This is a genomic window from Nocardia sp. NPDC050435, from assembly GCF_040655395.1.
Taxonomy (GTDB): domain Bacteria; phylum Actinomycetota; class Actinomycetes; order Mycobacteriales; family Mycobacteriaceae; genus Nocardia.
On the sequence record NZ_JBFAJW010000007.1, the window covers coordinates 211,852 to 236,044 of the forward strand.

Annotated in this window: 22 protein-coding genes; 14 read left to right on the forward strand and 8 right to left on the reverse strand. The window is 67.0% G+C overall.

What is annotated here, in order from left to right:
• Window positions 1-6 precede the first annotated feature (6 nt).
• From AB0I43_RS22495 to AB0I43_RS22505, 3 genes are all read right to left on the reverse strand, one after another.
• Window positions 7-1,242 carry a hypothetical protein gene (locus AB0I43_RS22495; protein WP_356973870.1) on the reverse strand — a complete coding sequence of 412 codons (1,236 nt, stop codon included), beginning with the start codon at window positions 1,240-1,242 and terminating at the stop codon, window positions 7-9.
• Window positions 1,239-2,462 (reverse strand): hypothetical protein, encoded by a 1,224-nt coding sequence (locus AB0I43_RS22500; RefSeq protein WP_356973871.1) that lies wholly within the window; start codon window positions 2,460-2,462, stop codon window positions 1,239-1,241. Before AB0I43_RS22500 ends, AB0I43_RS22495 begins: the two co-directional genes overlap by 4 nt.
• 62 nt (window positions 2,463-2,524) lie before the next feature.
• Window positions 2,525-3,730: a hypothetical protein gene (locus AB0I43_RS22505; RefSeq protein WP_356973872.1), complete on the reverse strand. Its 1,206-nt coding sequence runs from the start codon at window positions 3,728-3,730 to the stop codon at window positions 2,525-2,527.
• 206 nt (window positions 3,731-3,936) lie between these two features.
• Between AB0I43_RS22505 and AB0I43_RS22510 the strand changes: the two genes are divergently transcribed.
• Window positions 3,937-5,199, forward strand: a complete 1,263-nt coding sequence (locus AB0I43_RS22510; protein WP_356973873.1) for an FHA domain-containing protein — start codon at window positions 3,937-3,939, stop codon at window positions 5,197-5,199.
• 4 nt (window positions 5,200-5,203) lie between these two features.
• Here AB0I43_RS22510 and AB0I43_RS22515 read toward each other — a convergent pair whose 3' ends face one another.
• Complete coding sequence (locus AB0I43_RS22515; protein ID WP_356973874.1) at window positions 5,204-6,631, reverse strand: metallopeptidase; 1,428 nt, start codon at window positions 6,629-6,631, stop codon at window positions 5,204-5,206.
• A gap of 133 nt (window positions 6,632-6,764) precedes the next feature.
• Between AB0I43_RS22515 and AB0I43_RS22520 the strand changes: the two genes are divergently transcribed.
• The 7 genes from AB0I43_RS22520 to AB0I43_RS22550 all read left to right on the forward strand — a co-directional run bounded on the left by AB0I43_RS22520 (window position 6,765) and on the right by AB0I43_RS22550 (window position 15,437).
• Complete coding sequence (locus AB0I43_RS22520) at window positions 6,765-9,440, forward strand: FHA domain-containing protein (protein WP_356973875.1); 2,676 nt, start codon at window positions 6,765-6,767, stop codon at window positions 9,438-9,440.
• Window positions 9,441-9,504: 64 nt separating this feature from the next.
• Window positions 9,505-10,989 (forward strand): hypothetical protein, encoded by a 1,485-nt coding sequence (locus tag AB0I43_RS22525; protein ID WP_356973876.1) that lies wholly within the window; start codon window positions 9,505-9,507, stop codon window positions 10,987-10,989.
• Window positions 10,990-11,154: 165 nt separating this feature from the next.
• Window positions 11,155-11,598, forward strand: a complete 444-nt coding sequence (rplM, locus tag AB0I43_RS22530) for a 50S ribosomal protein L13 (protein ID WP_356974113.1) — start codon at window positions 11,155-11,157, stop codon at window positions 11,596-11,598.
• Window positions 11,599-11,657: 59 nt separating this feature from the next.
• Window positions 11,658-12,110: a 30S ribosomal protein S9 gene (gene rpsI / locus AB0I43_RS22535; RefSeq protein ID WP_356974114.1), complete on the forward strand. Its 453-nt coding sequence runs from the start codon at window positions 11,658-11,660 to the stop codon at window positions 12,108-12,110.
• A gap of 158 nt (window positions 12,111-12,268) precedes the next feature.
• A complete protein-coding gene (glmM, locus tag AB0I43_RS22540; RefSeq protein WP_356973877.1) occupies window positions 12,269-13,645 on the forward strand; it encodes a phosphoglucosamine mutase in 1,377 nt (458 codons plus the stop codon).
• 405 nt (window positions 13,646-14,050) lie between these two features.
• Window positions 14,051-14,614, forward strand: a complete 564-nt coding sequence (locus tag AB0I43_RS22545; protein ID WP_357432628.1) for a hypothetical protein — start codon at window positions 14,051-14,053, stop codon at window positions 14,612-14,614.
• A 145-nt stretch (window positions 14,615-14,759) separates the two neighbouring features.
• Window positions 14,760-15,437 (forward strand): hypothetical protein, encoded by a 678-nt coding sequence (locus AB0I43_RS22550; protein ID WP_357432629.1) that lies wholly within the window; start codon window positions 14,760-14,762, stop codon window positions 15,435-15,437.
• A 62-nt stretch (window positions 15,438-15,499) separates the two neighbouring features.
• Here the strand turns inward: AB0I43_RS22550 and AB0I43_RS22555 are convergent, their stop codons facing one another.
• Window positions 15,500-17,143, reverse strand: a complete 1,644-nt coding sequence (locus AB0I43_RS22555; RefSeq protein WP_356973880.1) for an ABC-F family ATP-binding cassette domain-containing protein — start codon at window positions 17,141-17,143, stop codon at window positions 15,500-15,502.
• A gap of 154 nt (window positions 17,144-17,297) precedes the next feature.
• Between AB0I43_RS22555 and AB0I43_RS22560 the strand changes: the two genes are divergently transcribed.
• Together AB0I43_RS22560 and AB0I43_RS22565 are read left to right on the forward strand one after the other, a co-directional pair.
• Window positions 17,298-17,489, forward strand: a complete 192-nt coding sequence (locus AB0I43_RS22560; protein ID WP_356973881.1) for a PspC domain-containing protein — start codon at window positions 17,298-17,300, stop codon at window positions 17,487-17,489.
• Window positions 17,490-17,595: 106 nt separating this feature from the next.
• The gene (locus tag AB0I43_RS22565) at window positions 17,596-17,904 is read left to right on the forward strand and encodes a DUF6802 family protein (protein ID WP_356973882.1); all 309 of its coding nucleotides are present in this window, start codon (window positions 17,596-17,598) and stop codon (window positions 17,902-17,904) included.
• A 45-nt stretch (window positions 17,905-17,949) separates the two neighbouring features.
• Here the strand turns inward: AB0I43_RS22565 and AB0I43_RS22570 are convergent, their stop codons facing one another.
• On the reverse strand, window positions 17,950-18,744 hold the full coding sequence (locus AB0I43_RS22570; RefSeq protein WP_356973883.1) for an SDR family NAD(P)-dependent oxidoreductase: 795 nt from the start codon (window positions 18,742-18,744) through the stop codon (window positions 17,950-17,952).
• 182 nt (window positions 18,745-18,926) lie between these two features.
• Window positions 18,927-19,853 (reverse strand): hypothetical protein, encoded by a 927-nt coding sequence (locus AB0I43_RS22575; protein WP_356973884.1) that lies wholly within the window; start codon window positions 19,851-19,853, stop codon window positions 18,927-18,929.
• A gap of 285 nt (window positions 19,854-20,138) precedes the next feature.
• On the opposite strand from AB0I43_RS22575, the gene AB0I43_RS22580 reads away from it, so the two are divergent.
• The 4 genes from AB0I43_RS22580 (at window position 20,139) to AB0I43_RS22595 (ending at window position 23,296) form a co-directional block, all read left to right on the forward strand.
• Window positions 20,139-20,471, forward strand: coding sequence for a hypothetical protein (locus AB0I43_RS22580; RefSeq protein WP_356973885.1), 333 nt, complete (start codon window positions 20,139-20,141; stop codon window positions 20,469-20,471).
• A 35-nt stretch (window positions 20,472-20,506) separates the two neighbouring features.
• Window positions 20,507-22,024, forward strand: coding sequence for a WXG100 family type VII secretion target (locus tag AB0I43_RS22585; protein ID WP_356973886.1), 1,518 nt, complete (start codon window positions 20,507-20,509; stop codon window positions 22,022-22,024).
• 27 nt (window positions 22,025-22,051) lie between these two features.
• Window positions 22,052-22,429: a hypothetical protein gene (locus AB0I43_RS22590; protein ID WP_356973887.1), complete on the forward strand. Its 378-nt coding sequence runs from the start codon at window positions 22,052-22,054 to the stop codon at window positions 22,427-22,429.
• Between the two features lie 171 nt (window positions 22,430-22,600).
• On the forward strand, window positions 22,601-23,296 hold the full coding sequence (locus AB0I43_RS22595; RefSeq protein ID WP_356973888.1) for a 2OG-Fe(II) oxygenase: 696 nt from the start codon (window positions 22,601-22,603) through the stop codon (window positions 23,294-23,296).
• A 9-nt stretch (window positions 23,297-23,305) separates the two neighbouring features.
• On the opposite strand, the gene AB0I43_RS22600 is transcribed toward AB0I43_RS22595, so the two are convergent.
• Window positions 23,306-24,163 carry a hypothetical protein gene (locus AB0I43_RS22600; protein WP_357432630.1) on the reverse strand — a complete coding sequence of 286 codons (858 nt, stop codon included), beginning with the start codon at window positions 24,161-24,163 and terminating at the stop codon, window positions 23,306-23,308.
• Between the last annotated feature and the right edge of the window lie 30 nt (window positions 24,164-24,193).

Consider the following 24,193-nt stretch of genomic DNA (forward strand, 5'->3'; position numbering starts at 1 on the left):
CTCTCCTCAGCTGTTCGCGAACAGCGCGTACTGTGCCGCCGCCCGCTGGTGCACGTCATCGATCTTGGCGGCGCTGACGAACCCGACGTACTCGTGATAGGCCACCACACAGGTGAAATGGCCGTTGCGGAAGCGTGCATCCTTGGTTTCCGCGCACGCCGAATCCGGGACGTTCGCGGGTGCCGCGGCCACCCGGACCTTCTCGTAGGGGACGGTCAGCTCGGCGACGATCTTGCGGGCGGTCGCGGCGTCCGGCGTCCGCGCGACCGTGACGTCCTCGCGGATCGCCAGCGCGTCGGTGTTCAACGCTGCCAGCGCGCTTTTGGCGATCTCCCGGTTTCGGGCGAAGTGCAGCATGCCTTGCCGCCCGGAGACGGCGAGCCGCGAGCTGTAGCTGGGGCGCGGTGTGGAGTCGTTCGGATCCAATGCCCGGGAGGCCAGATGATCGGGATCCCAGCGCAATTGGAAGACCTCGATCGGAGTCATCGGCGCGAGGCGATCGAGCATCGGCAGCTGGGATTCGTAGGACTTGTCGGCCAGGGCCTGCAAGGCCGTGAGGTCGGTTCCGGGTGTGGACACCAAGAACGCCACCAGGTACGAGCCGCGGACCTGCATGGTGCGCAGGAAGGGCTGGCCAGGCCGCCAATAGGATTGTGCGGCAGTGTTCTTCGGGAGCGTGACCGGCTGGTTGTCCGGGCTCGCCGCGAAGTCGGCCGCGTAGAACTCGGCGGCCGCCTGCTTCGCGCGCTCGCCGTCCGGGAACTGCATGACCATGGAGACGACGACCGTCTCCTCGGCATCGGACTTCGTCGGCCAGCCGTCGGCCCCCGTCGTGAGGCTGAACTTCTTGTCGGAACCGTTCGAGACCAGCCCGTAGAGCAAACGGTGACGCTCGGCGATCGGCTGGAGCACCGCTGGGCTGCCGAGTTCTTCGGGAAGCAGGCCGGTGCTGATGACGTAGGGCCAGTATCCGGTTTTCAGTCGCGGATCGATGTCGTAGGCGGTCGCCACGTGGTCGGCCAGCCGCATGGCGGCGACGTCGCGCAGGGCGATGAACGGCGGGACGTAGTCCTCGTTGTGCGCGTGGTACGGCTCGGTCGGGTACTTGCCGACATTCAAGGTGCGGACATCGATTTCGCCCGGCGTGGAGGTCCCGGTGACGGTCGAGCCGCACGCGGTCAGGAGTACGGCCAGTCCGGCGACGGCCATCGCGGTCGCGCCGCGTCGCGTCAGGATTCTCATTTCGCGTTCACCAGCAGGGCGTACTGCGCCGAAATCCGCTGCTGCGCATCGGGTAGCTGCTGCGAGGCGACCAGCGCGGTATAGCGGTCATAGGTGACCGCACAGTAGAACCGGACCGCCCATTTGTCCATGCCGATGTACTGGTGGCATCTGGCCTGCGGCAGATTCTTCGGCCCGGCGGCGCTGCGGAGTTGCTTGTTCAGCCGGGTTTGCTGCTCGAACAGCGAAACCGCCGCGGCGCGGTCCCGAACCCGATAGACCCGGGCCTGATCCTGGGCATAGCGATCAACGCCCGCGGCTTCCCATTCGGGCCGGGATCGGCTCGGTGTGCTGCTGAAGTGCAGCCCGGCCAGGCCGGTGTAGACACCCGGCGGATCGGTGTCGAACTCCTCATTGATCCTCGGTAGCGTCCGTCCCAGCATCCCGTCGATGTCCACCGTCAGGTTCATCAACTGGTCGACCGGGGTGGGCGTGAATTTCGCGACGGCGGGCACGACGGCGTCGAGGCTCTTCTGCACCAGGGTCACCAATTCGTTCTGGTCGACCACCTCGGCCTGCTGGCGCAGATAGTCGAAGACCCAGCTGTAGACGACCAGCTTCCCGGTCGCGTACCAGGAGCCGATGGATTGTTTGGTCGGTATCCAATGGGCCTTGGCCGCCGGGTATTTCGGAATCTCCACCGGTACGTTCTGCTCGTTGTAGCCGCGGTCGGACAGTTCCAGCGCGACCGCCATCTCGGCGGCTTTCTGCTCGTCCGGGAACACCATCACGACATTCATCAGGTCGATGCCCTGAATGTTCTGGTCGGTGGTGCCGCCGCTGGCGAAGCCGGTGACGAAATCCGGTGCGACCTCCGCGAATTTGTCCAGCTTGATCGCGTCGCCCAGGTTCGAATGCCGTGGGTCGAAGAACACACGCGAGGTGAGACTGACCTTGTGGCCGTAACCGAAGCGCGGATCGATCTCGGAGGTGAGCGGAATGTGGTTGGCCAACCGCTCGGCCTCGATGATCTTCGCCTGCTGAATCGTCTTGACCTGGCCGTAATCACGCGGATTGGTCGGATGATTTCCCACGTCCAAAGTGCTCAGGTCGACCACCGGTTCCGGCGGCAAGACGGCGGCCGCCACCGGCTGCTCGGACCCACAGGCACTGGTTCCCAGCGCTAGAACAACAACCGCGCCCGCCATGCGGACCGCGTTCCACCCCATGCCGAATCGCATGCTTCCCCTCCACCGAGCTAACTCCCGGGAAGGATGCTACAGGCGATCTCCGCGATCGGCTGTCAGAGGCTGTTGGCCAGCAACGCGTATTGCGCGGCGACCTTCTGCCGCACGTCGGGTTCGCGGTCGCTGGTTACCAGGCCGACATAGCGCTTGTACTGGACATAGCAGCGGTATTTGTAATCCCGCTCGTTGTCGCCTTTGCTGTTGAGCCGCAGGCATTTCGCGCCCGGCACGTCATCGGGGGCGCTGATCGCGTCGAACTTGTCGCCCGCCTCGGTGATGAGGCCGGGCAGCAGCTGCTGGGCGCCGGCATCGTCGCGGGCGCGGAACACCGAACTGGCCTGTACGTGCGCCGTCTTGTCGACGCCGGTGTCCGCCAGGAGTTTCGCGGCGCGGCCCTCGTCGGTGGAATCGTGCACGAAGTGGTTCGGACCGTAGATGGCGAACTTCTGCGGATCGGGCGTATGTTCCTTGCGGTCCTGCACGGCGACCCGGGCCAGCAGCCCCTCGGGATCGACCTTCAGCGAATCCAGCTTGTCGGCGGGGGTGGCCTGGAAACTGTCGAGCACCGGGATCTGCACGGCCAGGGTCTTTTCCACCCAGCTGATCAGATCGGTGCTGTCGGGCCGGGGCCGCGCCACGAACAGCGAGATCACGAAACTCTTGTAGGCGTAGAAGGCGCCCGCATTGGCGACGCCCGGCCGCCAATGCAGGAAGGCGTCCGGGTACTTGGTGGAGAGCAGCTTGCGGTTGTCGGGCGAGACGCCGATGTCGGCGTCTTCGAGTTCCTTGGCCGCGCTCTTGGCAGCGGACTCGTCCGGGAAGCGCAGCACCACGGTGGTGATGGCGGTGGTGTCCGAGGCCGGACGGGTGGAGCCCTCCGGGTCGGCCTGGTCGGCGCCGCTGGCGGCGTAACCGGCGACCATCTTCCGGCTTTCCAGAATCGGTTTCGACACATTGGCCAGGAAATCGATCGCGGTGTCGGAATCGGTGAACACGGTATTGCCGCGACCGTGGACGAGCGAGGAATCGACCTTCACGGTCGGCGGTAGCGCATCGGCCATGCGCATGCCCTCCAGCAGCGCGCCCTTACCGCTCGAGTTCGGGTCGTATCGGTGCTTGGTCACCGGGTAGGGCCCGACTTCCAGCTTCCGAACGTCCAGTTCCGCGGCGCTGGGGGTGCCGGCGACCCCGCTGCACGCCGTGAGCATTCCGGCTACCAGCACGCATGCCGTACCGATCGCGACCCGCGACATCCGAACCATGACAGGCCCCTCGTTCCTCCCGTAACTGCCTCTCGAAGTTACCGGAAAACCGGGGGACCGAGCGACCGATAATGCCCGCATCGCAACCGCATTGCGGCCTGGCCCGGCCTCGAAATCGACCAACCCCACCTCGCGTCGATCCGGACCACTACCCTGTGTGACATGACCGCGATCCAAAACCACGTCCTCGGCGGAGGCCGATTCCGGTGAAGGATCTGCAGGTCGAGGTGGTCGCGGGCACCCATGCCATAGCCCGGGCGGCCGGGGCGGTGGTGGTGGTCGCGCATCGCGAGCCGGGCCCGCCGGGCCCGGAGTCGACGGCCGCCCGAGCCTTGGCCGCGCTGACCGAACTCGTGCGGGAGGCGACCAGGCAGGCCCCGCGCGGCCCCGGCGCCCTGGTGGCCCGGCAGGCCACCCGCTGGCTGATGAAGCACGCCGAGCAGATCAGTCCGGGGGTGCCGATCGATTTCGGGCTCCTCTCGGCGGCCGAGAACGGCGGGATCGCGATCTTCCTGCACGGCAATGTCACGGCATTGCTGGCGGGGGTGGCGGGCGTCGAGCACTTCCGGGGCCGTGACGCCGCGTTCACCGTCGACCGGGTCGCCGCGCTTCCGGCGCACGCCGTCGCGCTGTTCGTCGACGAAACCGACGGCCCGCTCCCGGAGTTGCCCGCCGCGCCCGGGATCGGCCGGTTGGTCGAAGGCGTCGCACCGGGTGCGGGCGCGGTCGTCTGGTCGGCCGGGCCGCCCGGCGAGTTCGCGGAAACCTCCGCCGCCCAGCCGTATCCGCTACCCACCGCGCGCATCGACCCCGAACCCCGGGACCGCCGGCCCGAACCGCGGGCACACTCGGAAACCTCGGTGCACGACCAGGATCCGCACCACGCCCGCACCGAGCAGGGCGATCTGGAACCCGGCGGCACCAACCCGGCGCCGCGCCCGGACCCCGACCTGCAGGCCCGCCTCGAAGCCACCGCCAAGGCCACCTCGCTGGTGGTCAAGGTGCGGGGATTCAAGTGCGCCCGTGCGCATCCCAGCGACCCGCGCGCGGCCTTCTGCACGGTCTGCGGGATGCCGGTCGATCAGACCCAGGCGATCAGCGAGGTGATCCGGCCACCGCTGGGCATGCTGATCCTCGACGACGGCATGACCTACATGCTCGCCGCGGACGCCGTGCTCGGCCGCGACCCGGAGCATTCCGAGCCGGCGAACCGCGGCCTGGTCCCGCTCAAAGTGGAAGACACCTCCGGTGGCATGTCCCGGGCGCACGCGGAGATCCGCCTGGTGAACTGGGATGTGACGCTGGTGGATCGGGGCTCGACCAACGGCACCCGCACCCGGCTGCCCGGCTACCGCGACTGGATCCGGCTCACGCCCAACCAGCCGATGGTGCTGATCCCCGGGACCGAGGTCATGATCGGCAATCGGGTGCTGCGCTACGAGCCCGCCGCGCCGCCGCCGTTCGGCTGAGCGATCAGGAATACCGCGCGTTGCAGATGTTCTGGCCGTAGAGCACCCCGGCGCGGAACGCGTCGACCCGGGAGAAGCCGCTGGGCACGGTCTGCCCGCGGGAATCGCTGGCCGCCAGACCGTCGGTGAGCAACCCGGAGACCGCCTCGTCCAGATCGCCGGCGGCCAAGGCGATATCGCCGTCGTCGCGCGAGCGCGCCGGATCGGCGAGCTTGCCGGTGACCACCCCGGACAGGCAGGCCGCGCGCAGACCGGTCTTCGCGCCGGTCAGCGACTGCCGGTTCTCCTGCTGCACCGCCAGGGCGTAGCGGGAGATGAACACCACGTAGCCGTTGTAATCGCCGCTCACCTTGAGCGGCAACGGATTCTCCTCGTCCTCCTCGTTCACCGCGCCGCGTTTGGCCAGCGCCGTGACATCGGTGGCGATGGTGTTCTTGGCGGGGCAGTAGGTCACCGGGGGAGTGGCCGAACCGTCGCGGCAGTCGATCTTCGCGGTCGAATAGTCGTAGGTGGGCGCCTTTTTCAACGGCAGGATCGCGGCGAGCGCCTTGCTGAGCTCGACCAGCGTGTCCTTGTCGATGTCGTACTCGGTGGACAGGCCGCCGGTCGTCTGCGGCAGATTGCCGCGCCGCGAGGTGATCTCGTCGGCGTCGATGCGCTTGCAGGAGGCCGGGCCGTCGGTGAAACCGATCTGCACCGCGGTCACCCGTTCGAAGGCCGAGCCGTGCACGCTCTCGGGATCGTCGGGATTGGAATCGCGAATCGCCACCGTCGCCGCGAGCACCTTGTTCAAGCCGTCGGAGGTGTTGATGGTGAAGTGCTTCGCCTTGCCCTCGGCGACGTGCCGGATGAACGCGCCCGCGAAGCAGTCGGCCTGCTGTTCCTTGACGATCACCGGGTCCTTGGTGCCGACGATCTTGGACATGGTCTGGATGGCGTGGCCGTACTCGTGTGCCAGCACCATCACCACCGACATCTTGTCGAAGGTCTCCACCATGGTCGGCAGCAGGACCGAGCGATCCCAGCCGATCGAATTGTCCAGGCGGCAGTAGGCGGCGTTCACCAGGCGGTAGGTGGTGTCCTTACAGAACTCCGGCGCTTGCGCGCGCGGGGATTTCGCGCTCCAGGACAGCAGTTTGTCGACCGGGGTGAAATCGCCGTCGAAGAACTTCTTGTACTCCGCGGACCAATACGCCTGGATGTCGTCGACCGCGTTCAGCGCCAGCTTGTCGATGTCTCCGCCGTCGCCGTTGGTGGCCGTCAGATTGGTGTCCGGCACGCCCTGGCGCGGGCCGCTGGGGCCCTGTGTGGTGGGCAGCCCGGCCACCTTGAAAGGGTCGTCGTAGACCGAGACCGCGCGCCCCTCCACCGAGCGAGTGCAGCCCGCGAGCAATGCCACCGCGCAGAGCAGAACCGTAACGGCTGCGGTCACTGGAAGTTTCGGCAAGGCTCCCCCTGGATCGACCGGTCCATCTACTCAACACTCGCTTGTCATTCGCTTAACAACCCGGTCGCGGGCGCGTCCGGGAGCACCGCCGATGTCCGGTTGATGGCATAGTATCCGCATGTCTTCACCGGGGGCGCAGACCATCACCGTGCGCCATGATGGAACCGAACGGGTCTTCGATTCCGCGCAGAACGTCACGCTGGGGCGCGCGCCCGAAGTGACGGTGTATGTCAACAGCCCGCTGGTCTCACGGGTGCACGCGACGCTCTCCTGGCAGGGCCACGGCTGGGTGCTCGCCGACAACGGCAGCACCAACGGCGTTTTCGTGGACGCGCGGCGGCTCACCCAGCCCGTGACGATCGACCGCCCGACCCAGGTCCGGCTCGGCGACGCCATCACCGGCCCGCTGCTGAGCCTGACGCCGGGTCCGCGTCCGCAGGCCCGGCCGCCGCAACCGCCGGTGCAGCCGCAGAGCTATCAGCCGCCGCCGCAACAGCAGCACAGACCAGCGCCACCGCCGCCGGTGCAGCCGCAGAACTACCAGCCTTCACAGATGCAACAGCGGCCGCAGCCGCCGCGTCCGCAACAGCCTTATCAGCAGTACCAGCCGCCGCGCCCGGCCTATCAGCAACCGCAGCAACCGATTCCGCCGCACCACCAGCCGGTGCCGCCGCAGCCGCCGGTGGGTTACCAGCCGCCGCCGACCACGGCGCAGCCGCCGGTGACCGGCGCGGAGCCGGAGCAGCCGAACTTCAGCATGACCATGAAGGCGGATTTCAAGAGCCGCCCGATCACACCACCCAAGCGCCCGACCGCCTCCACCGGGCCGATCGCCAAGGCCGACCGCATTCCGCCGGGCGGTCTGGGCATCGGCCGCACCACCGACAACCAGATCGTCGTCAACGATCCGCTGGCCTCACGCAAGCACGCGCGCCTGGTGGCGCGCAAGGGCGAGCTGGTCATCGAGGACCTGAACTCGGCCAACGGCACCTTCGTCAACGGCCACCGCCAGCAGAGCACCGTGCTGCGCGAACTCGATGTCGTCACCATCGGCAACGTCGACTTCGAGGTGCAGGACGGCACCCTCGTCCACCGCAAGAAGCCCGCCGCCGAGCAGGGGCTGGGCGTGCACGGCGTCGGCTTCACCGTGGAGAACAACAAGCAGCTGCTCGTCGATGTGAACATGCAGGCCGGGCCGGGCACGCTGACCGCGCTGATCGGCCCGTCGGGCGCCGGTAAGTCGACGCTGGCACGGCTGGTCGCCGGCGCGACCAATCCGTCGATCGGCGTGGTCACCTTCGAGGGCCGCAGCCTGCACGGCGAATACGAGGCGCTGCGCTCCCGCATCGGCATGGTCCCGCAGGACGACGTGCTGCACCTCAAACTCACCGTGCGCCAAGCCCTGGGCTACGCGGCCGAACTACGCCTGCCCCCCGACACCACCAAGGCCGACCGCCAGAAGGTGATCGACGGTGTGCTGAAGGAGCTTTCGCTCACCGAGCACGCCGACACCCGCGTCGACCGGCTCTCCGGCGGTCAGCGCAAGCGCGCGTCGGTGGCGATGGAACTGCTCACCGGCCCGTCGCTGCTGATCCTCGACGAGCCCACCTCCGGCCTGGATCCGGCGCTGGACCGGCAGGTCATGGTGATGCTGCGCGAGCTGGCCGACGCCGGTCGCGTCGTCATCGTGGTCACCCACTCGGTGGCCTGCCTGGACATGTGCGATCAGGTGCTGTTGCTCGCGCCCGGCGGCAAGACCGCGTTCTGCGGGCACCCGTCGGGGGTCGGCAGCGCGATGGGCACCAGCGACTGGGCCAAGATCTTCGGCGACGTGGCGGCCAACCCGGATCAGGCGTTCGCGGCCTACCGGTCGCGGCAGGCGTCCGCTGCGGTGCCGCCGCCACCGCCGGTGCGGCAGACGGGTCAGGCCGGTAAACCGCCGAAGACGAACTCGCGCAAGCAGTTCTCGACGCTCGCGCGCCGGCAGATCCGGCTGATGTTCGCCGACCGCGTGTATTCGCTGTCGCTGCTGGTGATGCCGGTGATCGTCGGATTGCTCACCCTGGCCGCGCCCGGCTCCAACGGATTCCAGAAACCCGGGCTCGTGATGGACCCGGTGACCGGCAATTTCGTGGTGCCCAACAGCGGTGAGGCGCAGACGCTGCTGTCCTTCCTGGTGATCGGCGCCTTCTTCATGGGCATGTCGCTGAGCGTGCGCGACCTGGTGGGCGAGCGGACGATCTTCCATCGGGAGCGCGCGGTCGGGCTGTCGGCCTTCGCCTACCTCTGGGCCAAGATCCTGGTGTTCAGCATCGCGGCGGTCTATCAGATCGCGGTGATGATCGGCATCGTGCTGCTGCTCAAGAACGCGCCCGACGCGGGTGTGCTGATTCCGTCCGGCGCGGTGGAGCTGTTCGCCGATCTCACCCTGCTCGCCATCACCAGCGTGGTGCTCGGTCTGCTCATCTCCTCGTTCGTGAAGTCGAACGAGCAGGTAATGGCCGGCCTGGTGATCGCCCTGATCGTGCAGCTGGTGGCGATGGGCTCGTTCATCCCGGTGACCGACCGGCCCGGCCTGGAGCAGGCGTCCTGGCTGTTCCCGTCGCGCTGGGGCTACTCGGCCAGCGCCGCGACCATCGATCTGCGCAAGCTGGTGATCTCCGCCAAACCGGACAAGTTCTGGCAGCACGACCTGCTGTGGTGGGGCATCGACGTGGGCGTGCTGGCCGGTATCGCGCTGATCCTGGCGCTGATCACCTGGCGCCGGCTGCGGCTGAAGAAGACCGCGGCGTGAAACCCGTCGCTGACCTGGGCCCGGCGAGCATCACGAGCGTTCGCTGCGGACAGCAGGCACACTTATGCCTGTGACAGTGCGTGTAGGGGCAGTACATCTCGGCTGGGATGTGGTGTCCGTGGCCGCGGGCGGTGGCGGAGTTCCGATCCGTCCCGTGCAGGTCGAAGGTACCTATACCCCGCCGGCATATCTGCTGGCCGATGCCCAGGGCCGGTTGCACACCGCGGGGGTGGAACAGGCGCGCCCCGACCTGGGGCGCGCCATCGCCGACGTCCGCGACATCCTCGGACACCCGCAGATCGTGGTCGCCGGAGCCACCTGGCCGGCCGAGCTGGTCTTCCGGGCCCGGCTCTACAACCCGCTGGCCGCGATCGGCAAACACCTGCGCGGCAAGCCCGACGTGGTGGCGTTGCCGTACCCGGACCCGTGGCCCGACGAGAAAGTCGATGTCTACGCCGAGCTGGTCGAGCAGCTCGACGTCGTGGTGGAACCGCTGCCGGAGAGCGTCGCGCTGTCCGGCTACGTGCGGGCCCTCGGGCTGGTGCGCCGCCCCGATGAGCGGGATCCGCGCGGTATCGGCGCCACCGGCGTCTACTCCGACGGCCGCACCATGCTGGTGGTCGCGGTGCACGGCGACGACGAGATGCCCACCGAATCGGTGGACGTCCCGGTCGAGGCCGAAGCCATGCGCGACGCCCGCTCCGCGGACAACGTCGTGATCGAGGTGATGGCCGCGGCCCGCTCCATCGGCGCGGACACCTCGACGGTGCTGCTGTGCGGCAACGTCTGCTTCAACGACGCGCTGCGGCTGGCGTTCCAGAACCATCTCGGGCACCGGCTGCAAGTCGCCGATCATCCGATGCACGCGCTGGTGCTCGGGGCGACGCATCTGCTGGTCACCGACAACGAATCCGGGGAACCGGTGTCCTCGGGGCGGCATGCCGAGGCCCCGCCCGCTCAGCCCGCGCCCGCCGCTCCCGTGCCGCCGCCGGTGCGCCGGGACATGCCCGCCCAGTCCGGCGCTCCGGTGGTGACCTACGGCCCGGGCTATCCCACGACTCAGGCGGGCGACGCCCCGACCACGCGGGTCACCCGCGAAGAAGTAGTGGCCCAGCAGACCCCGCCGGACGCGAGCGAGGTGGGCAGCCGGTTCACCCGTCCGCCCGTCACGCCGAGCCCGGCCGGCCCGCGGTCGACGTATCCGCCGCAGCCGAGCCCCCGGGAACCCTGGGGCGACCCGGTGCGCAGCGACGAGGACGACGACGGCGAGCCGCATCCGCGCAAGAACAAGCTCTGGGGCAAGACCAAGGGCAAGTTGTTCGGTGCGGGCGTCGTCCTGGGCGGGCTGCTGCTCGCCACCCTGCCCGCCGAGCCCGCGCCCGCGCAGGCCGCGGAGTGCCCGCGCACGCCCTACATCCTCAACGAGCAGCCGCCCGGCATCGCCACCGCCGAGGAACCGGCCTGTGCGGAGCCCGGCATCGACCATCTGCGCTACGTCGTCCCGGGTCCCCGGGCCGGCGCCGACCCGGGCGCTCCGGTGGAGATCTGACCCGATTCGGTGAACTGATGCCGGTCCGGTATCGTTGCTCGTTGGCGTGTGGACGTCTCGAGTTTCGGCTCGGGCCGGCCCTCGAGTCCCGGGTCTCCACCGGCCGCCGGGAACTCACTCGATCACATGCTGGCCGGCAACACCGACTATAGACAGGGAAGCACTGTGCCTACGTACAGCCCCAAGGCTGGTGACGTGACCCGCAAGTGGTACGTCATCGACGCCACTGACGTAGTGCTCGGCCGTCTTGCCGTGCAGGCCGCTGGCCTGCTGCGTGGCAAGAACAAGCCGACCTACGCGCCGAACTTCGACGGTGGCGATTTCGTCATCATCATCAATGCCGACAAGGTCGCGATCTCCGGCAACAAGAAGCAGGACAAGCTGATCCACCACCACAGTGGCCACCCGGGCGGTCTCAAGAGCCGCACTGTCGGTCAGGTGTTGGAGAGCCGTCCGGACCGTCTCGTGGAGAAGGCCGTCAAGGGCATGATCCCGAAGAACAAGCTGGGCAACGCCATCGCCGGCAAGCTCAAGGTCTACGCGGGCCCGAACCACCCGCATGCCGCTCAGCAGCCCATCCCCTTCGAGATCAAGCAGGTGGCCCAGTGACCGCTCCTGAGGAATACACCGAAGAGTTCGGCGCCGACGTCGCCGACGGTGAAGCTGTCGTGGAGGTCGTGGACGAGGAATACGGCTACGACGCCGAGCCCGCCACCTACGCCCCCGTGCTGATCGACCGCCCGGTGCAGACCGTCGGCCGTCGTAAGGAAGCCGTCGTCCGCGTGCGGCTGCTCCCCGGCTCCGGCAACTTCGTGCTCAACGGCCGCACCATCGAGGATTACTTCCCGAACAAGGTGCACCAGCAGCTGGTCAAGTCCCCGCTGGTGACCGTCGAGCGCACCGAGTCCTTCGACATCCACGCCCGCCTGGTCGGCGGCGGCCCGTCGGGTCAGGCCGGCGCCCTGCGCCTGGCCATCGCCCGCGCGCTGATCGAGGTCACCCCCGAGGATCGCCCCGCGCTCAAGCGTGCCGGCTTCCTGACTCGTGACCCGCGTGCCACCGAGCGTAAGAAGTACGGCCTCAAGAAGGCCCGTAAGGCGCCTCAGTACTCGAAGCGCTGATTTTGGCTTCGCTGCCGGTTCGTTTCCGTCACCCTGGTGGTGTCGGGGGCGGACCGGTCGGCGTGGCAGCTGTATGAGAGCAGGCTTCCAGCTTCACGCTGGTTGCCTGCTCTCGTGCTATATCCCGGCAACGCACTACGTACAGGGGCGACGAGTAAATGGGACGTTTGTTCGGCACCGATGGAGTTCGCGGGCTCGCCAATGAATCACTGAGTCCGGAACTAGCGCTGAAGGTTTCGGGCGCTGCGGCGCAGATCCTCGGCAGGGGCAAGAAGCGCGCGCTGGCCGTGGTCGGCCGCGATCCGCGCGCCTCCGGCGAGATGCTCGAAGCGGCGGTGATCGCGGGCCTGACCGCCGCCGGCGTGAACGTGCTGCCCGTGGGTGTCCTGCCGACGCCGGCCGTCGCCTACCTGACCGGCCGCTACGACGCGTGCCTGGGCGTGATGATCTCCGCCTCGCACAACCCCATGCCGGACAACGGAATCAAGATCTTCGCCGCGGGCGGGCACAAGCTCGACGACGCGATCGAGGATCGCATCGAAGCGCTCATCGCCGAGAACGCCCCGATCCGTCCCACCGGCGCGGGCATCGGCCGCGTGCTCAACGCGGCGGGCGCGCGCGACCACGGCCAGGCCGTCCCCGACAAGTACAGCCTCGAGGGCACGCACGAGCGCTACGTCGAACATCTCGTCGAGGCGACCGCCACCGACCTGACCGGGCTGACGGTGGTCGTCGACTGCGCGCACGGCGCGGCCTCCGAAGTCGGCCCCGCCGCGTTCCGGGAGGCGGGCGCCACCGTCATCGCGATCAACGCCGAACCCGACGGCCTCAACATCAACGACAGCTGCGGCTCGACGCACCTGGGCCGCCTGCAGCAGGCGGTCGTGGAGCACGCCGCCGATCTCGGCCTCGGCTTCGACGGCGACGCCGACCGCTGCCTGGCCGTGGACACCACCGGCGCCGTCGTCGACGGCGACACCATCATGGCCATCCTCGCCATCGCCATGAAAGACGCGGGCACGCTGCGCGACAACACGCTGATCGCCACCGTCATGAGCAACCTCGGCTTGCACATCGCCATGCGCGAAGCCGGAATCACGGTGCGCACCACCGCCGTCGGCGACCGCTACGTGCTCGAGGAACTGCGCCGCGGCAACTACACCCTCGGCGGCGAACAATCCGGCCACACCGTCCTGCCCGCCCACGGCACCACCGGCGACGGCATCCTCACCGGCCTGAAACTGATGGCCCGCATGGCCGAAACCGGCCGCCCCCTGACCGACCTGGCCTCGATCCTGCGCACCGTCCCCCAGGTGCTGATCAACGTACCGGTCACCGACAAAGCCCTGGTCGCCGCCGCCCCCGAGGTCCAGGACGCGGTCGCCGAGGCCGAAGCCATCCTCGGGGACTCCGGGCGAATCCTGCTGCGGCCCAGCGGAACCGAGCAGCTCGTACGGGTCATGGTAGAGGCCACCGACCCCGTCCGCGCCCAGCAGCTGGCCGACGATCTCGCGAAAAGGGTTGCGGCGGTTTAAGCTCGGTGCGCGCCGCCCCCGGGGGCGGCGCGCAGGCACGCGGCGGCTTTCCGCGTGCGATCGGTACTTCAGGGGGAGCTCTTCATGGGTGGGGATTTCGGCGCGCGCGGAAACGGGGCCGGACCGCAGTGGTCGTCGTCATCGTTCGGGAAGGGCCCCGACGCCGAACATCCGCCACGGCCCGATTTCGCCGCTGCGGAGCGGAACGCGGCCGCGGCGACACAGCAAATTCCCGGCCGGTATGGCAGCGGTCCGGCGCAGCCGGCCGGGAATTCGTACACCGTTCCGCCCGGAAACCCCTATGCGCAGGGCGGATTCGGCGCACCGTACCCGCCATCCGCGGGGGCCGGGCAGTCACCATACCGGGGGAACAGGCCGACTCGTCGCCGGTCTCGTGCGTTGTGGGTGGTCGGTGCGGTACTCCTGCTGCTCATCGGCGGTGGCGCGGTGGCGGGTATCGAATACTCGGACGAGATTCGGTCGGCCATGGAGGGGAGCTACACCTGGCCCGAATCGCATCAGTACATCGCCGACGCGTTTCCGAACCTGATTCCGAAGCGGATCGTCCGGCCCGGATGGCGTGGATTCCAGTGCGACACCGGAGGTTCCGGCCGAATCCGCTGCTACCAACCGGGCACCCAGGCGGATGAGGTCCGATTCAGCATCGTCGACCGAGCCACCGTGGAGGCTGTGCAACGCGAGTTCGACGCGATGCTCGCCGAGGACGTCACCTACAAGACCGGGGCGGTCCCCTCCCGGACCAGGCCCCTCACGCACCCGCAACTGGCAGGGGAAGCACTCGCCCTCATCTCCGGTGCCAAGACCTTCGCTGAGATCGAGGCCACACTCTTTGTATCCTTCCCCAACGAACCGGGACGTGATCGGTACGTGCTGAGCGTCAAGTGGGAGGGGCACACTGCCGACGAGGTGCTGAAGTATTGGTGGACGGAAGCTCCGCTCGGCCGCTGATGCTCCAGAGGTCGGCGTCACGCCGACGCTTGACCGAAGTGTCGCCGAGAAGTGGGTTATCCACAGAGATCCGGTTATCCCCAGACTTTCTATCAGCGCAGGTCACGCATGCGAGGCGCGAATGGTTGCGGAGGACAGTGGGGGCATGCGACCAGGACTCGATGAAGTGCGGGACAGGCAGTTCGGGGTGTTCACCTCGTGGCAGGTGCTGTGTGAGTACACGCGGGCGGAGATGCGGGCCCGGGTGGATCGAGGGGAGTGGGTGCGGGTTTTCCGTGGGGTCTATCGGGAGGCAGGCACGCCGGCCGGAGTGCGATTGCGGGTCGAGGCGGCACGGTTGTCGCTCGGCTCGGGTGCGGTGACAGCGGCCTACAGCACGGCTGCCGAGCTACACGGGTTCTCGGTGTTCTCCGACGAAGTCATCCATCTGGTCGGGGCGCGTATCTCGCAAGCCAAACAGATAGTCGTGCACCGTGATCGGGTGGACCCGTGGGAAGTCGAACCGGTGCTCGGGGTCTCGGCGACCACCGCGGAACGCACCGCGGTCGACATCGCTCGAACAGTGTCGCGGGCCGACGCCGAGGCGACGTTACGGGCCGTGCTGCGGCACGGTGTCTCGCGCGATGCGCTGGCTGCCGAGATCGGCCGCCAAGAGCACAGACTGGGATGGGGCCAGGTTGTCGAGCTGTTCGACGCCCTCGGCCATGCAAGTCCGCCGCGGATCAGCGATTGTGTGAGCAGAATCGATCTGCGGGCCACGCGAGGTAAGTCGCCGTACCCGGCCACGCACGAGCTCGGAGTCGAACTGCGAGAAGCCCGGTGAACGGCGCGCCGCTGCACAGGGCGATTCACGACGCGCGGAAACTGTTCCTCAGGTTCAGCCGATCAACTCTCCGAGAGGCGGCCTTCGCTCATATGCCAGCGGCGCGTGGCGCGAACCGAATCGAGCATCCGGCGGTCGTGCGTCACCAGAATCATCGTCCCGGCGAACGATTCGACCGCCTGCTCCAGCTGCTCGATCGCGGGCAGGTCCAGATGGTTGGTCGGCTCGTCCAGCACCAGCAGGTTCACGCCGCGGGCCTGCAGCAACGCCAGCGCCGCGCGGGTGCGTTCGCCGGGGGAGAGGGTTTCGCAGGCGCGCAGTACGTGGGGTCCGCGCAGCCCGAATTTCGCCAGCAGCGTGCGCACCTCGGCATCCGGCCAGTCGGGCAATTCGGCGCCGAAAGTCTCGGCCGGCGAGCGGCTTCCGCTGAACAGCCCCCGCGCCTGATCCACCTCGCCGATCTGGACCCCCGAGCCCAGCGTGGCTATCCCGCTGTCCGGCTGGATCTTTCCGAGCAGCACCGAGAGCAGCGTCGACTTCCCCGAGCCGTTGGCGCCGGTCAGCACGATCCGATCGGCCCAATCCACCTGGGTGGTAATGGGCCCCAGCGTGAAATCGCCTCGGGTCACGGCGGCCTGGGAAAGAGTCGCCACCACCGCGCCACTCCGCGGGGCGGCGGCGATCTCCATCCGCAACTCCCACTCCTTGCGCGGCTCCTCCACCACGTCCAGCCGCTCGATCCGCCGCTGCGTCTGCCGCGCCTTGGCCGCCTGCTTCTCGGTCGACTCCGCGCGCGCCTTGCGGCCCATCTTGTCCGAGTCGGCGTTCTTGGCCTTGCGGCGCGTATTGCGCACGCCGTGTTCGAGCCAGTTGCGCTGCATCTGCGCCCGCGCTTCCAAACCCGCTTTGGTGTCGGTGTATTCGTCGTAGGCCTCGCGCGCGTGCTGCCGCGCGATCTCGCGTTCGGCCAGGTAGGAATCGTAACTTCCGTCGTAGACGCCGACCTGCTGCTGCGCCAGATCCAGCTCCACGATCCGATTCACGGTGCGCGCCAGGAACTCCCGATCATGGCTGATAACCATCAACGGCACCCGCACTCCGGTGACGAACTGCTCCAGGCGCGCCAGCCCGTCCAGGTCGAGGTCGTTCGTAGGCTCGTCCAGCAGCAGGATGTCGAAGCGCGACAACAGCACCGACGCCAGCCCGGCCCGCGCCGCCTGCCCGCCGGACAACCCGGTCATCGGCGTATCCAGGCCGCCGGCCAGAGATTCGGTGAGCCCGAGATCCGCGGCCACCTCCTCGGCCCGCTGGTCCAGATCGGCGCCGCCGAGCGCCAGCCAGCGCTCCAGCGCCGGCGTGTAGTCGTCCTCGCCGCCGTCGGCCAGTCGTTCGGCCGCCGCGTCCATGCGCTGCTGGGCCTCGCTCACCCCGGTGCGCCGCCCGAGGAACTCGAGCACCGTCTCGCCGGCGATCCGCTCCGGCTCCTGCGCCAGGTACCCCACAGTCGCGTCCGGCGGACTCAGCGTGATGCTGCCCGACGGCGCCTTCCGCCGCGCCAGCATGCGCAGCAGCGTCGACTTACCGGCCCCGTTCACCCCCACCAGGCCGATCACATCGCCGGGCGCCAGGGTCAGATCGAGATCGTCGAACAGGGTGCGTTCGCCGTGGCCGGCCGACAGCCCGCGCGCGTGCAGAGTGGTACTCACCGACGCAATTCTGCCGTGCGTGATGGGCGCCGCCGATCAGGGTCGACCCTGAGGCACCGGGGCCCGGAAATCAGGGTGCGGATCGGGCGGACGACCGATGCCCGTCGGCTATTTCCAGAGCAGAGTGGAGGGCACAGCGACGAAAGGAAAACCAATGACCGCCCCCGCCCGCCGCCTCACCCGTTCCACCCACGACAAGTGGATCGCCGGAGTCTGCGGCGGCCTCGCCCAGTACTTCGGCTGGAGCCCCAACGTGGTCCGGCTGCTGTTCGTCTTGTCCTGCCTGCTTCCCGGCCCGCAGTTCATCCTCTACCTGGTGCTGTGGCTGGTCATCCCGAAAAAGTGACGCTTCCCAACCGATAAGGGGGCTGCGCGGCGCGGCCGCAGGTGACAGGATGGGGTGGGTCCGCGCTCGGCGGGCACCAGCGCCGAAGTCCTGTTGAGGAGGAGTCATGGTCGTACCGGGAGAATTCTCCGGCCTGGATCTACCCACCATCGACGCCCACACCTCTCTCGACGGCCTAGGCGCGGTCGAACTCAACAGCCCCACCCAGGACATCAACGGCGACGGCTTCCTCGAGAGCATCACCACCACGGGTGAAGAGGCCATGCAGGTCTGGTCGGATTTCGACCAGGACGGCATCGCCGATCACGTCAAGGTGGTGGAAAAAGACGGGGATTACGCCGCCTGGGAATTCCACCAGCACCCGGACGGTACCCAGGAATGGGTCCGCACCGACGAAGGCACCCTCGGCAAGTAGGTCCACCGCGAACCTGGCCTCAGGCCAGGTTCGCGCACGTCCCGGCTAGTTCGGCGGCGGAGTGGTGGCCAGCGGGGGAGTGGGCGTGGTCGCGGTTTCCAGCGGCCCGTCGATCGCGTAGACGCCGCCGGTCATCCGGCCACGGTCCAGTTCCAGAATCGACAGCAGCACCTTCTCGATCGGCACCGAACCGGGAAAATCGTTGGGTGCGACGGCATTCGCGCGCACGCCGAACTCCTTGAACTCGGCCGCCAGGTGCCGGGTGAGGTGATTCAGCGCAGCCTTGGACGAGCCGTAGAGCGCTTGCCCGCCCGGATACACGTCGGTGCCCGACAGGCTGGAGATATTGACGATGTTCCGATTCCGGGCAAGATTCTCCGCCCGCTCGTGCAACCAGCTCTGCTGCGCCAGCCGGGTCGCCAACCGCAGTGGCACACCGACATTCGTGCGGAAGTGATTGTCGAAGTCGTTCAGCGCGGTGTCCCCGTCGACCAGGCCCTGCCCGTGCCAGACCGTGTGCGCCGCATTGTTGATCAGCAGATCCACGGTTCCGTAGCGGGCCAGTGCCAGATCGACAACCCGCTCCACCTCGCCCTCCTCGGTCAGATCCGCGCGGACGAGGAAGGCTTGCGAGCCGTTCTCCGGCAGTTCCGCCTGCGGATCGAACGGATCGATGAAGTGCTCGTACTGGGTGGGCACGCCGGGCGTGCGCTCGCGGTGCACCGCGACAATGTCGTACTCCGTGTACAGCGCCTGACAGAACGCGTTGCCCAGTACGCCGCCCGCCCCGGTGATCAGCGCGACCTTCCGGTCACCCAGCACCCGTCCACCGTTCGCCAATTCCGTCTCCTCCCCAACAGCAGCACGTCGATCCTAGGGTGTGACCGCGGCGGATTCGACTCCGGCGGCGCTACACTCGGGACAACGGCCCCCGTACTCCGGCCCCTTCGAGGGGCAACTTCGGCCGCAGGCTGCGATGATCCGCGCACTCCCGTGCGGATCATCGGAACCTGCGGAGTGGTTCACTCCGCGCGCTGTGCCAGCGAAGCGAGCAGCGCCTCGCGCAACCGTTCCGGATCGGCCTTCAGCATTTCCGTCACCGGGCTGTAGACCCGCAGTTCATCGGCGTCCAGCATGCGCTGCCGAGCCCGCTCATCCGGGATCCAGGTCCGGAAGTACTCCCGCGCCGCGCTCCACTCACCGCTCGCCCGCGCCGCCTGCACCAGATCCCGCGACCGCAGCATGAACTGCAACTGGATCGGCAGATCAGGATTGTCCCACCAGAAATTCGAGAACTCGCCGTGGTTGCTGAACTTGGCGACCCAGCTCTCGAACGAAGGATTCGGGTAATGCAGGAACACCGGCCCGATCGCATAATGATGCTCACCCACATAATCGTGGAACTCGTGAATCCCGGCCCGCACCCCCGGCGAAACCCGAACCGCACTCTTCCCGTTCCCGTACGCCATGAAATCCGTCCGCCCGTTGACCCGGAACAACGTGCACTCGGCAAAACAGTTCTCCGGTTCATGCTCCACCGGCACAGCCTCATGATTGGCGAACGTGACCTGCCCCACCTGCTCCTTCTCCCGCCACGCCCCGCCAGTCTCGTCGTACAGCAACTCATCGGTATCCACCGCGGCCACCCACTCGAACCCATGCGCCAGCGCATACTCCACCGCCGCCTGCGTGTTCGCCATGATCCGCCGCATCACCACCGACGGCGTGTTGTCACTCCGATCCCCGGCCCCATCCAGCACCAGTACCGGCCGATCCCCCACCAACTCCTCGAATTCCCCCCGCTTCCCCGGATCATCCAAGTAGATCAAAATCATCCCGGCCTGCCGCAGATGAAAATCCAGCCAGAACCGATACCCGGGACCAGGCTCCAACACAGTCGAACAGATCAACAAGCGATTACGCGCCGAGGGCGCGGAGTTCACGGACACGGGCCCGATCGTAACCAGACCCGGATGCATCGTGGCCGTCGTCAGTCACTCCGGTCGGCCTCCTATCTGCCCGGGGTGTACGGGATGGCCTGCGCCGGAGGCCGCGCGATTGAACCTTCTCCCCGCACCCAGTAGATTTTCGGGCATCGGCCGGTAGGTCTGGTTTGCTCAGAATCTGATGGAACCGAGTGCCGCTGGCGTGCGTCGAAGGAAGTAGGACAGCGCTCGGCGCGGGCGACTGCTCGTGCCTTCGAAAGCGACGAGCAGGGATGGAGGGGTCGTGCGATGAGCACGGTAAATGTCAACACCACTGAACTCAAGGCGTGGGGCAGCAGCTTGACCACGTCGGCATCCGTGCTCTCGGATACCAGCGCAGAACGCATCGAGAAGAACATGTTCGGGAAAGCGTCTAATCAGCACGGTCTGGAAGCCGGGCGGAACTACAAGGCCGAAGGCGAAAAGGTATACACCGGGCTTGAGAATGTTTACACCTGGCTGAGGGTGTGGAGCGAAGCTGCTAAAGCCCTTGGTGAGGCGGCCGGGAGCTCGAGCATCGAGTACGGCAAGGTGGATGTCGAGGCAGCGAGGAAAACGCTTCAGCAAGCCTCAGCGGTCTAGTCGAGGGTGGGAAGGATTGCAATGATTTATCTCGGGTGGCCCGTGCGATGAATGGCAAGGATGTCGACGTAATTCTCGACGATGGCTGCTCGGGCCTGCAATTCTTTATTCAGCTGCACGAATCTTATGTTTCCCTGTATGGAGATCCGCAGAACCTGACCCTGAAGCAATTGCTGGATCGATATGACGAGCAACGTGGGATGGATCTGTCGAAGCTTTCGGATACGGCGGCTGCGATGCAGACAACGCTGACCGAAATTGATTCCGAGCTATCCAGGCAGAAGGGGCTGCTGACAAACTTGTCAAGCATTTGGTCCGGCACGGCAGGTGACAGGGCCAACGATATGCTTACGAAGCAGACGCAATATGCTGGCGAAGATCGTGAGAAATTCGATGCTGCCAAAAAGGCGATCGATGTCGCGGTCCCCGCCCTGCAGTCCGCCGTTCAAGCCAAGGCCAACTTGGTCAACGGATTTGCGAGTGAATCTGGCGAGGTCAAGGTCGATGGCAAATCCGTCGAGACTATAAAGATGCTGGTCGAGGCAGCTAAAACTGGATTCACTAGCAGTTGGGGGTTCGAGGATGCCTTTCTCGGTGTGGTAACTTTTGGTGCCGCGACTGTGATCGAGGGCGTCAGGGGGCTCACCAATGAAGGCAAGCAGTATTATGCCCAGAAATGGTTGGACGAACATTTCAAAACGACGTATAATAATAGGGTAACAGAGTTTATCAATCAATGTAATGCTACGCACACGGCGGTTAGTCAAGCGTATTCGACTCTGGGGGCGTCGATGGACGCGATTGGGAAGACTCGTGAATACCCCCGGCCGGCCGTTAGCAACACGCCCTCCCCGGCAGGCCCTGCGCCATCGCCCGGTCCGAGTCCGGGGCCGAGTAATACGCCCTCGCAGACGACACCTGCGCCAAGTTATACACCGTCACCCACCGGTACCACGCAAACTCCGGCGAGCACGACTGCTGCGAGCGTCAACACCGCGCTCAGCGGCTTGGCCTCTACCCTTGCGACGGCGCTGACGACAGCGGTGAGCACATTCGCCACGGTGGCCACTGCTGGCATGTCCGCGTTGGGCACGGTCATATCTGAAGCCATCGAGGATCTGACAGACGACGACAAAGACGACGACGGCAAGGAAGACAAGGAAAAGGACGGTAACGAAGAGAAGAAGTCGACAAAGTCTGCTGAGTTCGACCTCGCGGGTAAGCACTACAAGCTCGAGGTGGGTGCGGACGGACAGCCGAAACTAGTGGAGACCAGCTCGGACGGCAAAACGCAGGAATATAGCGTGAAGCTGGACGCCAACGGCAATCCGATCATCGACACTGGGGAGAAGAAGGAAGAAAAGAAGGAGGACACGACGCAATCACCTGCGGCGGGTACTCCGACCAGCGGTATCCCTACTACCAGCACGCCCAAGAAGGGTGGACAGGACGGAGAGCACACGCCGAAAGTCGTCCCGGTAACCGGCGAGGAGAAGAAGCCGGAGCCTGCCGCACCGACCGGTGCCGAACTGTCCGAGGCCGGCCCGCTGTGACGCACGTGATCGACCGAGGAGCCTGAGATGTCTAACTACGCTACAGAGATCGAGCGCATCTTCGAAGAACATCGGCGTCGAAGCGTGCAGATACAGATGGAAGTCGACGAGTTCGACGGTCGCGCCGCTGAGCGGGAGCAAGCTTTCCAGGATCACGCCAATACTTGGTTGACAGAGAATGGCGAAGCGATGCGACAAAAGCTGGCGCAGGCAGAGGAGCAGGAACGAGCTGAAATGGAGGCGCGGGCCGAGCAGGAGCGACTCCTGATCGAGGCTCGTGAGCATCGGGAAGCAATTGCCCGGGCCGAGGCCGCCCGCAGGTCCAGAGACGTCGTCTACCCGGTCGACGACGACGGCGACGATCCCGAAGGCGAGTACTACCGCCGCGACAGCTGGCTCGTTTGACATCTGGGGGAACAAGAGAAAATGGTTATGCAGTTAGACAGTGACTGGCGGGACTGGCTGGCGGAGAACGTGGAGCGTGGGTGTACCGCGGACACGATTATTCGGTCGATGGTGGGGGCGGGGTTTGCCGAGGACGCTGCGGGGGATGTGGTGCGGAGTGCGCTGGGGGGAGTGAGTGCGCAGCGGGTGGTGCGGGAGGCCAATCCGAATTTCGTGTACGACGAGTGCCCGGTCGCGGAGAGCAATGTCATTCGGGCGCATGACCGGGATGTGCGGGTGGTCATGCGGATTCGGGAACCGCAGGTGATCGTGTTCGACAATGTGCTCTCCGATGAGGAGTGCGAGCTGATGATCGAGCGGTCGCGGCATCGGTTGACGCGGTCGACCACGGTGAACGGTGAGACCGGGGTCGACGAGGTGATCAGTAATCGGACCAGTGAGGGGACGATGTTCCCGCGCTGCGAGAACGAGTTCATCGAACGGATCGATCGCCGGACCTCGGCGCTGATGAACTGGCCGTTGGAGAAGGGGGAGGGCCTGCAGATTCTGCGATACGGGCCCGGCGGGGAGTACAAGCCGCATTTCGACTATTTCCCGCCGGAGGATCCGGGCAGCTGGCAGCATGTCGCGGCGCCCGGGCAGCGGGTGGCGACGTTGATCGTCTATCTCAACGATGTCGAAGGCGGTGGCGCGACGGCGTTTCCGGAGGCCGGGATTTCGGTGACGCCGAAAAAGGGTGGGGCGCTGTATTTCCGGTACTGCAACGGCGCGAGTCAGCTGGATCCGCTGACACGGCATTGCGGCGAGCTGGTGACGGCCGGGGAGAAGTGGATCATGACGAAATGGATGCGCCAGCGCCGGTGCTGACGCACGCGGCTACTTGCGCAGCAGGGACGCCAGCTGGCCGATGCCGACCTTCGGCTTCTCCTCTTCGCGCGGCGCGTTGGGGTCGATGAGCTGGGTGTGTGGAATCTGGGCGTCCGGGTCGGCGAAGGGCTGGTATTTCTTGTCGCCGAGCAGTTGGTAGAGCAGGTAGCCGGTGATGAGGCCGCGGACGGCGCGGGCGGTCTTGTGCTCGTATTTGCCGACGCCGAACGCGCCGAGGGCGCGGCGGCCTTCGACGATGCCGGTGTTGGAGGCGCCGTCGAGGGCGCGCAGCTGGGCGTCGCCGGCCCAGGCGGCGGCCAGCGGGATGGCGTTGGAGCTGACCGAATCGATGTCGGCGGCGCCGGACAGGATCAGCGCGGGGATCGACAGCTGGGGGGCGAGAGACTCGGCGGCGGGGGCGGTCGGGGCGGGGGCGATGGCGACCAGCGCGCCGACGGGACGCTGGGCGGCCGCGATCACGGCCGCGCCCGCGCCCATGCCGTGGCCGGCCAGGGCCAGGCGCTCGGGGTGCACGCTGAGCGCGCCGTCGCCCAGGCGGACGCCGGTGCAGATGTCGAGGGTTGTGAGCAGATCGGTCGCCAGGTTCAGGTGTGACGGGATCGGCCCGCGCTCGGTGTCGGGCGCGGCGACCACGAAACCCCAGGACGCCAGGTGCTCCAGCGTGCCGCGATAGTGCGACACGCCGGTCAGCCAGCCGTGGCCGAAGACGACGCACGGCAGGTTCTGGCCGGACTCGGGGGTGAACACCACCCCCGGCTGGCCCGCGATGGCCAGGTTTCCGCGCAGCACTCGATGCGGTCCCCGGCTGGTCAGGGGGCTCAGTAGCGATTTCACAGACGCCGACACGACGAGAACGTTATCCGATAAGTAGTCTGG

Excerpts from the sequence above, each read along its gene's own strand:
- AB0I43_RS22550 (WP_357432629.1), top strand. The coding sequence starts at position 14,760 with ATGCGACCAGGACTCGATGAAGTGCGGGACAGGCAGTTCGGGGTGTTC.
- AB0I43_RS22565 (WP_356973882.1), top strand. The coding sequence starts at position 17,596 with ATGGTCGTACCGGGAGAATTCTCCGGCCTGGATCTACCCACCATCGAC.
- AB0I43_RS22560 (WP_356973881.1), top strand. The coding sequence starts at position 17,298 with ATGACCGCCCCCGCCCGCCGCCTCACCCGTTCCACCCACGACAAGTGG.
- AB0I43_RS22525 (WP_356973876.1), top strand. The coding sequence starts at position 9,505 with ATGCCTGTGACAGTGCGTGTAGGGGCAGTACATCTCGGCTGGGATGTG.
- AB0I43_RS22580 (WP_356973885.1), top strand. The coding sequence starts at position 20,139 with ATGAGCACGGTAAATGTCAACACCACTGAACTCAAGGCGTGGGGCAGC.
- AB0I43_RS22500 (WP_356973871.1), bottom strand. The coding sequence starts at position 2,462 with ATGCGATTCGGCATGGGGTGGAACGCGGTCCGCATGGCGGGCGCGGTT.
- AB0I43_RS22520 (WP_356973875.1), top strand. The coding sequence starts at position 6,765 with ATGTCTTCACCGGGGGCGCAGACCATCACCGTGCGCCATGATGGAACC.
- AB0I43_RS22590 (WP_356973887.1), top strand. The coding sequence starts at position 22,052 with ATGTCTAACTACGCTACAGAGATCGAGCGCATCTTCGAAGAACATCGG.
- AB0I43_RS22505 (WP_356973872.1), bottom strand. The coding sequence starts at position 3,730 with ATGGTTCGGATGTCGCGGGTCGCGATCGGTACGGCATGCGTGCTGGTA.
- glmM (WP_356973877.1), top strand. The coding sequence starts at position 12,269 with ATGGGACGTTTGTTCGGCACCGATGGAGTTCGCGGGCTCGCCAATGAA.
- AB0I43_RS22495 (WP_356973870.1), bottom strand. The coding sequence starts at position 1,242 with ATGAGAATCCTGACGCGACGCGGCGCGACCGCGATGGCCGTCGCCGGA.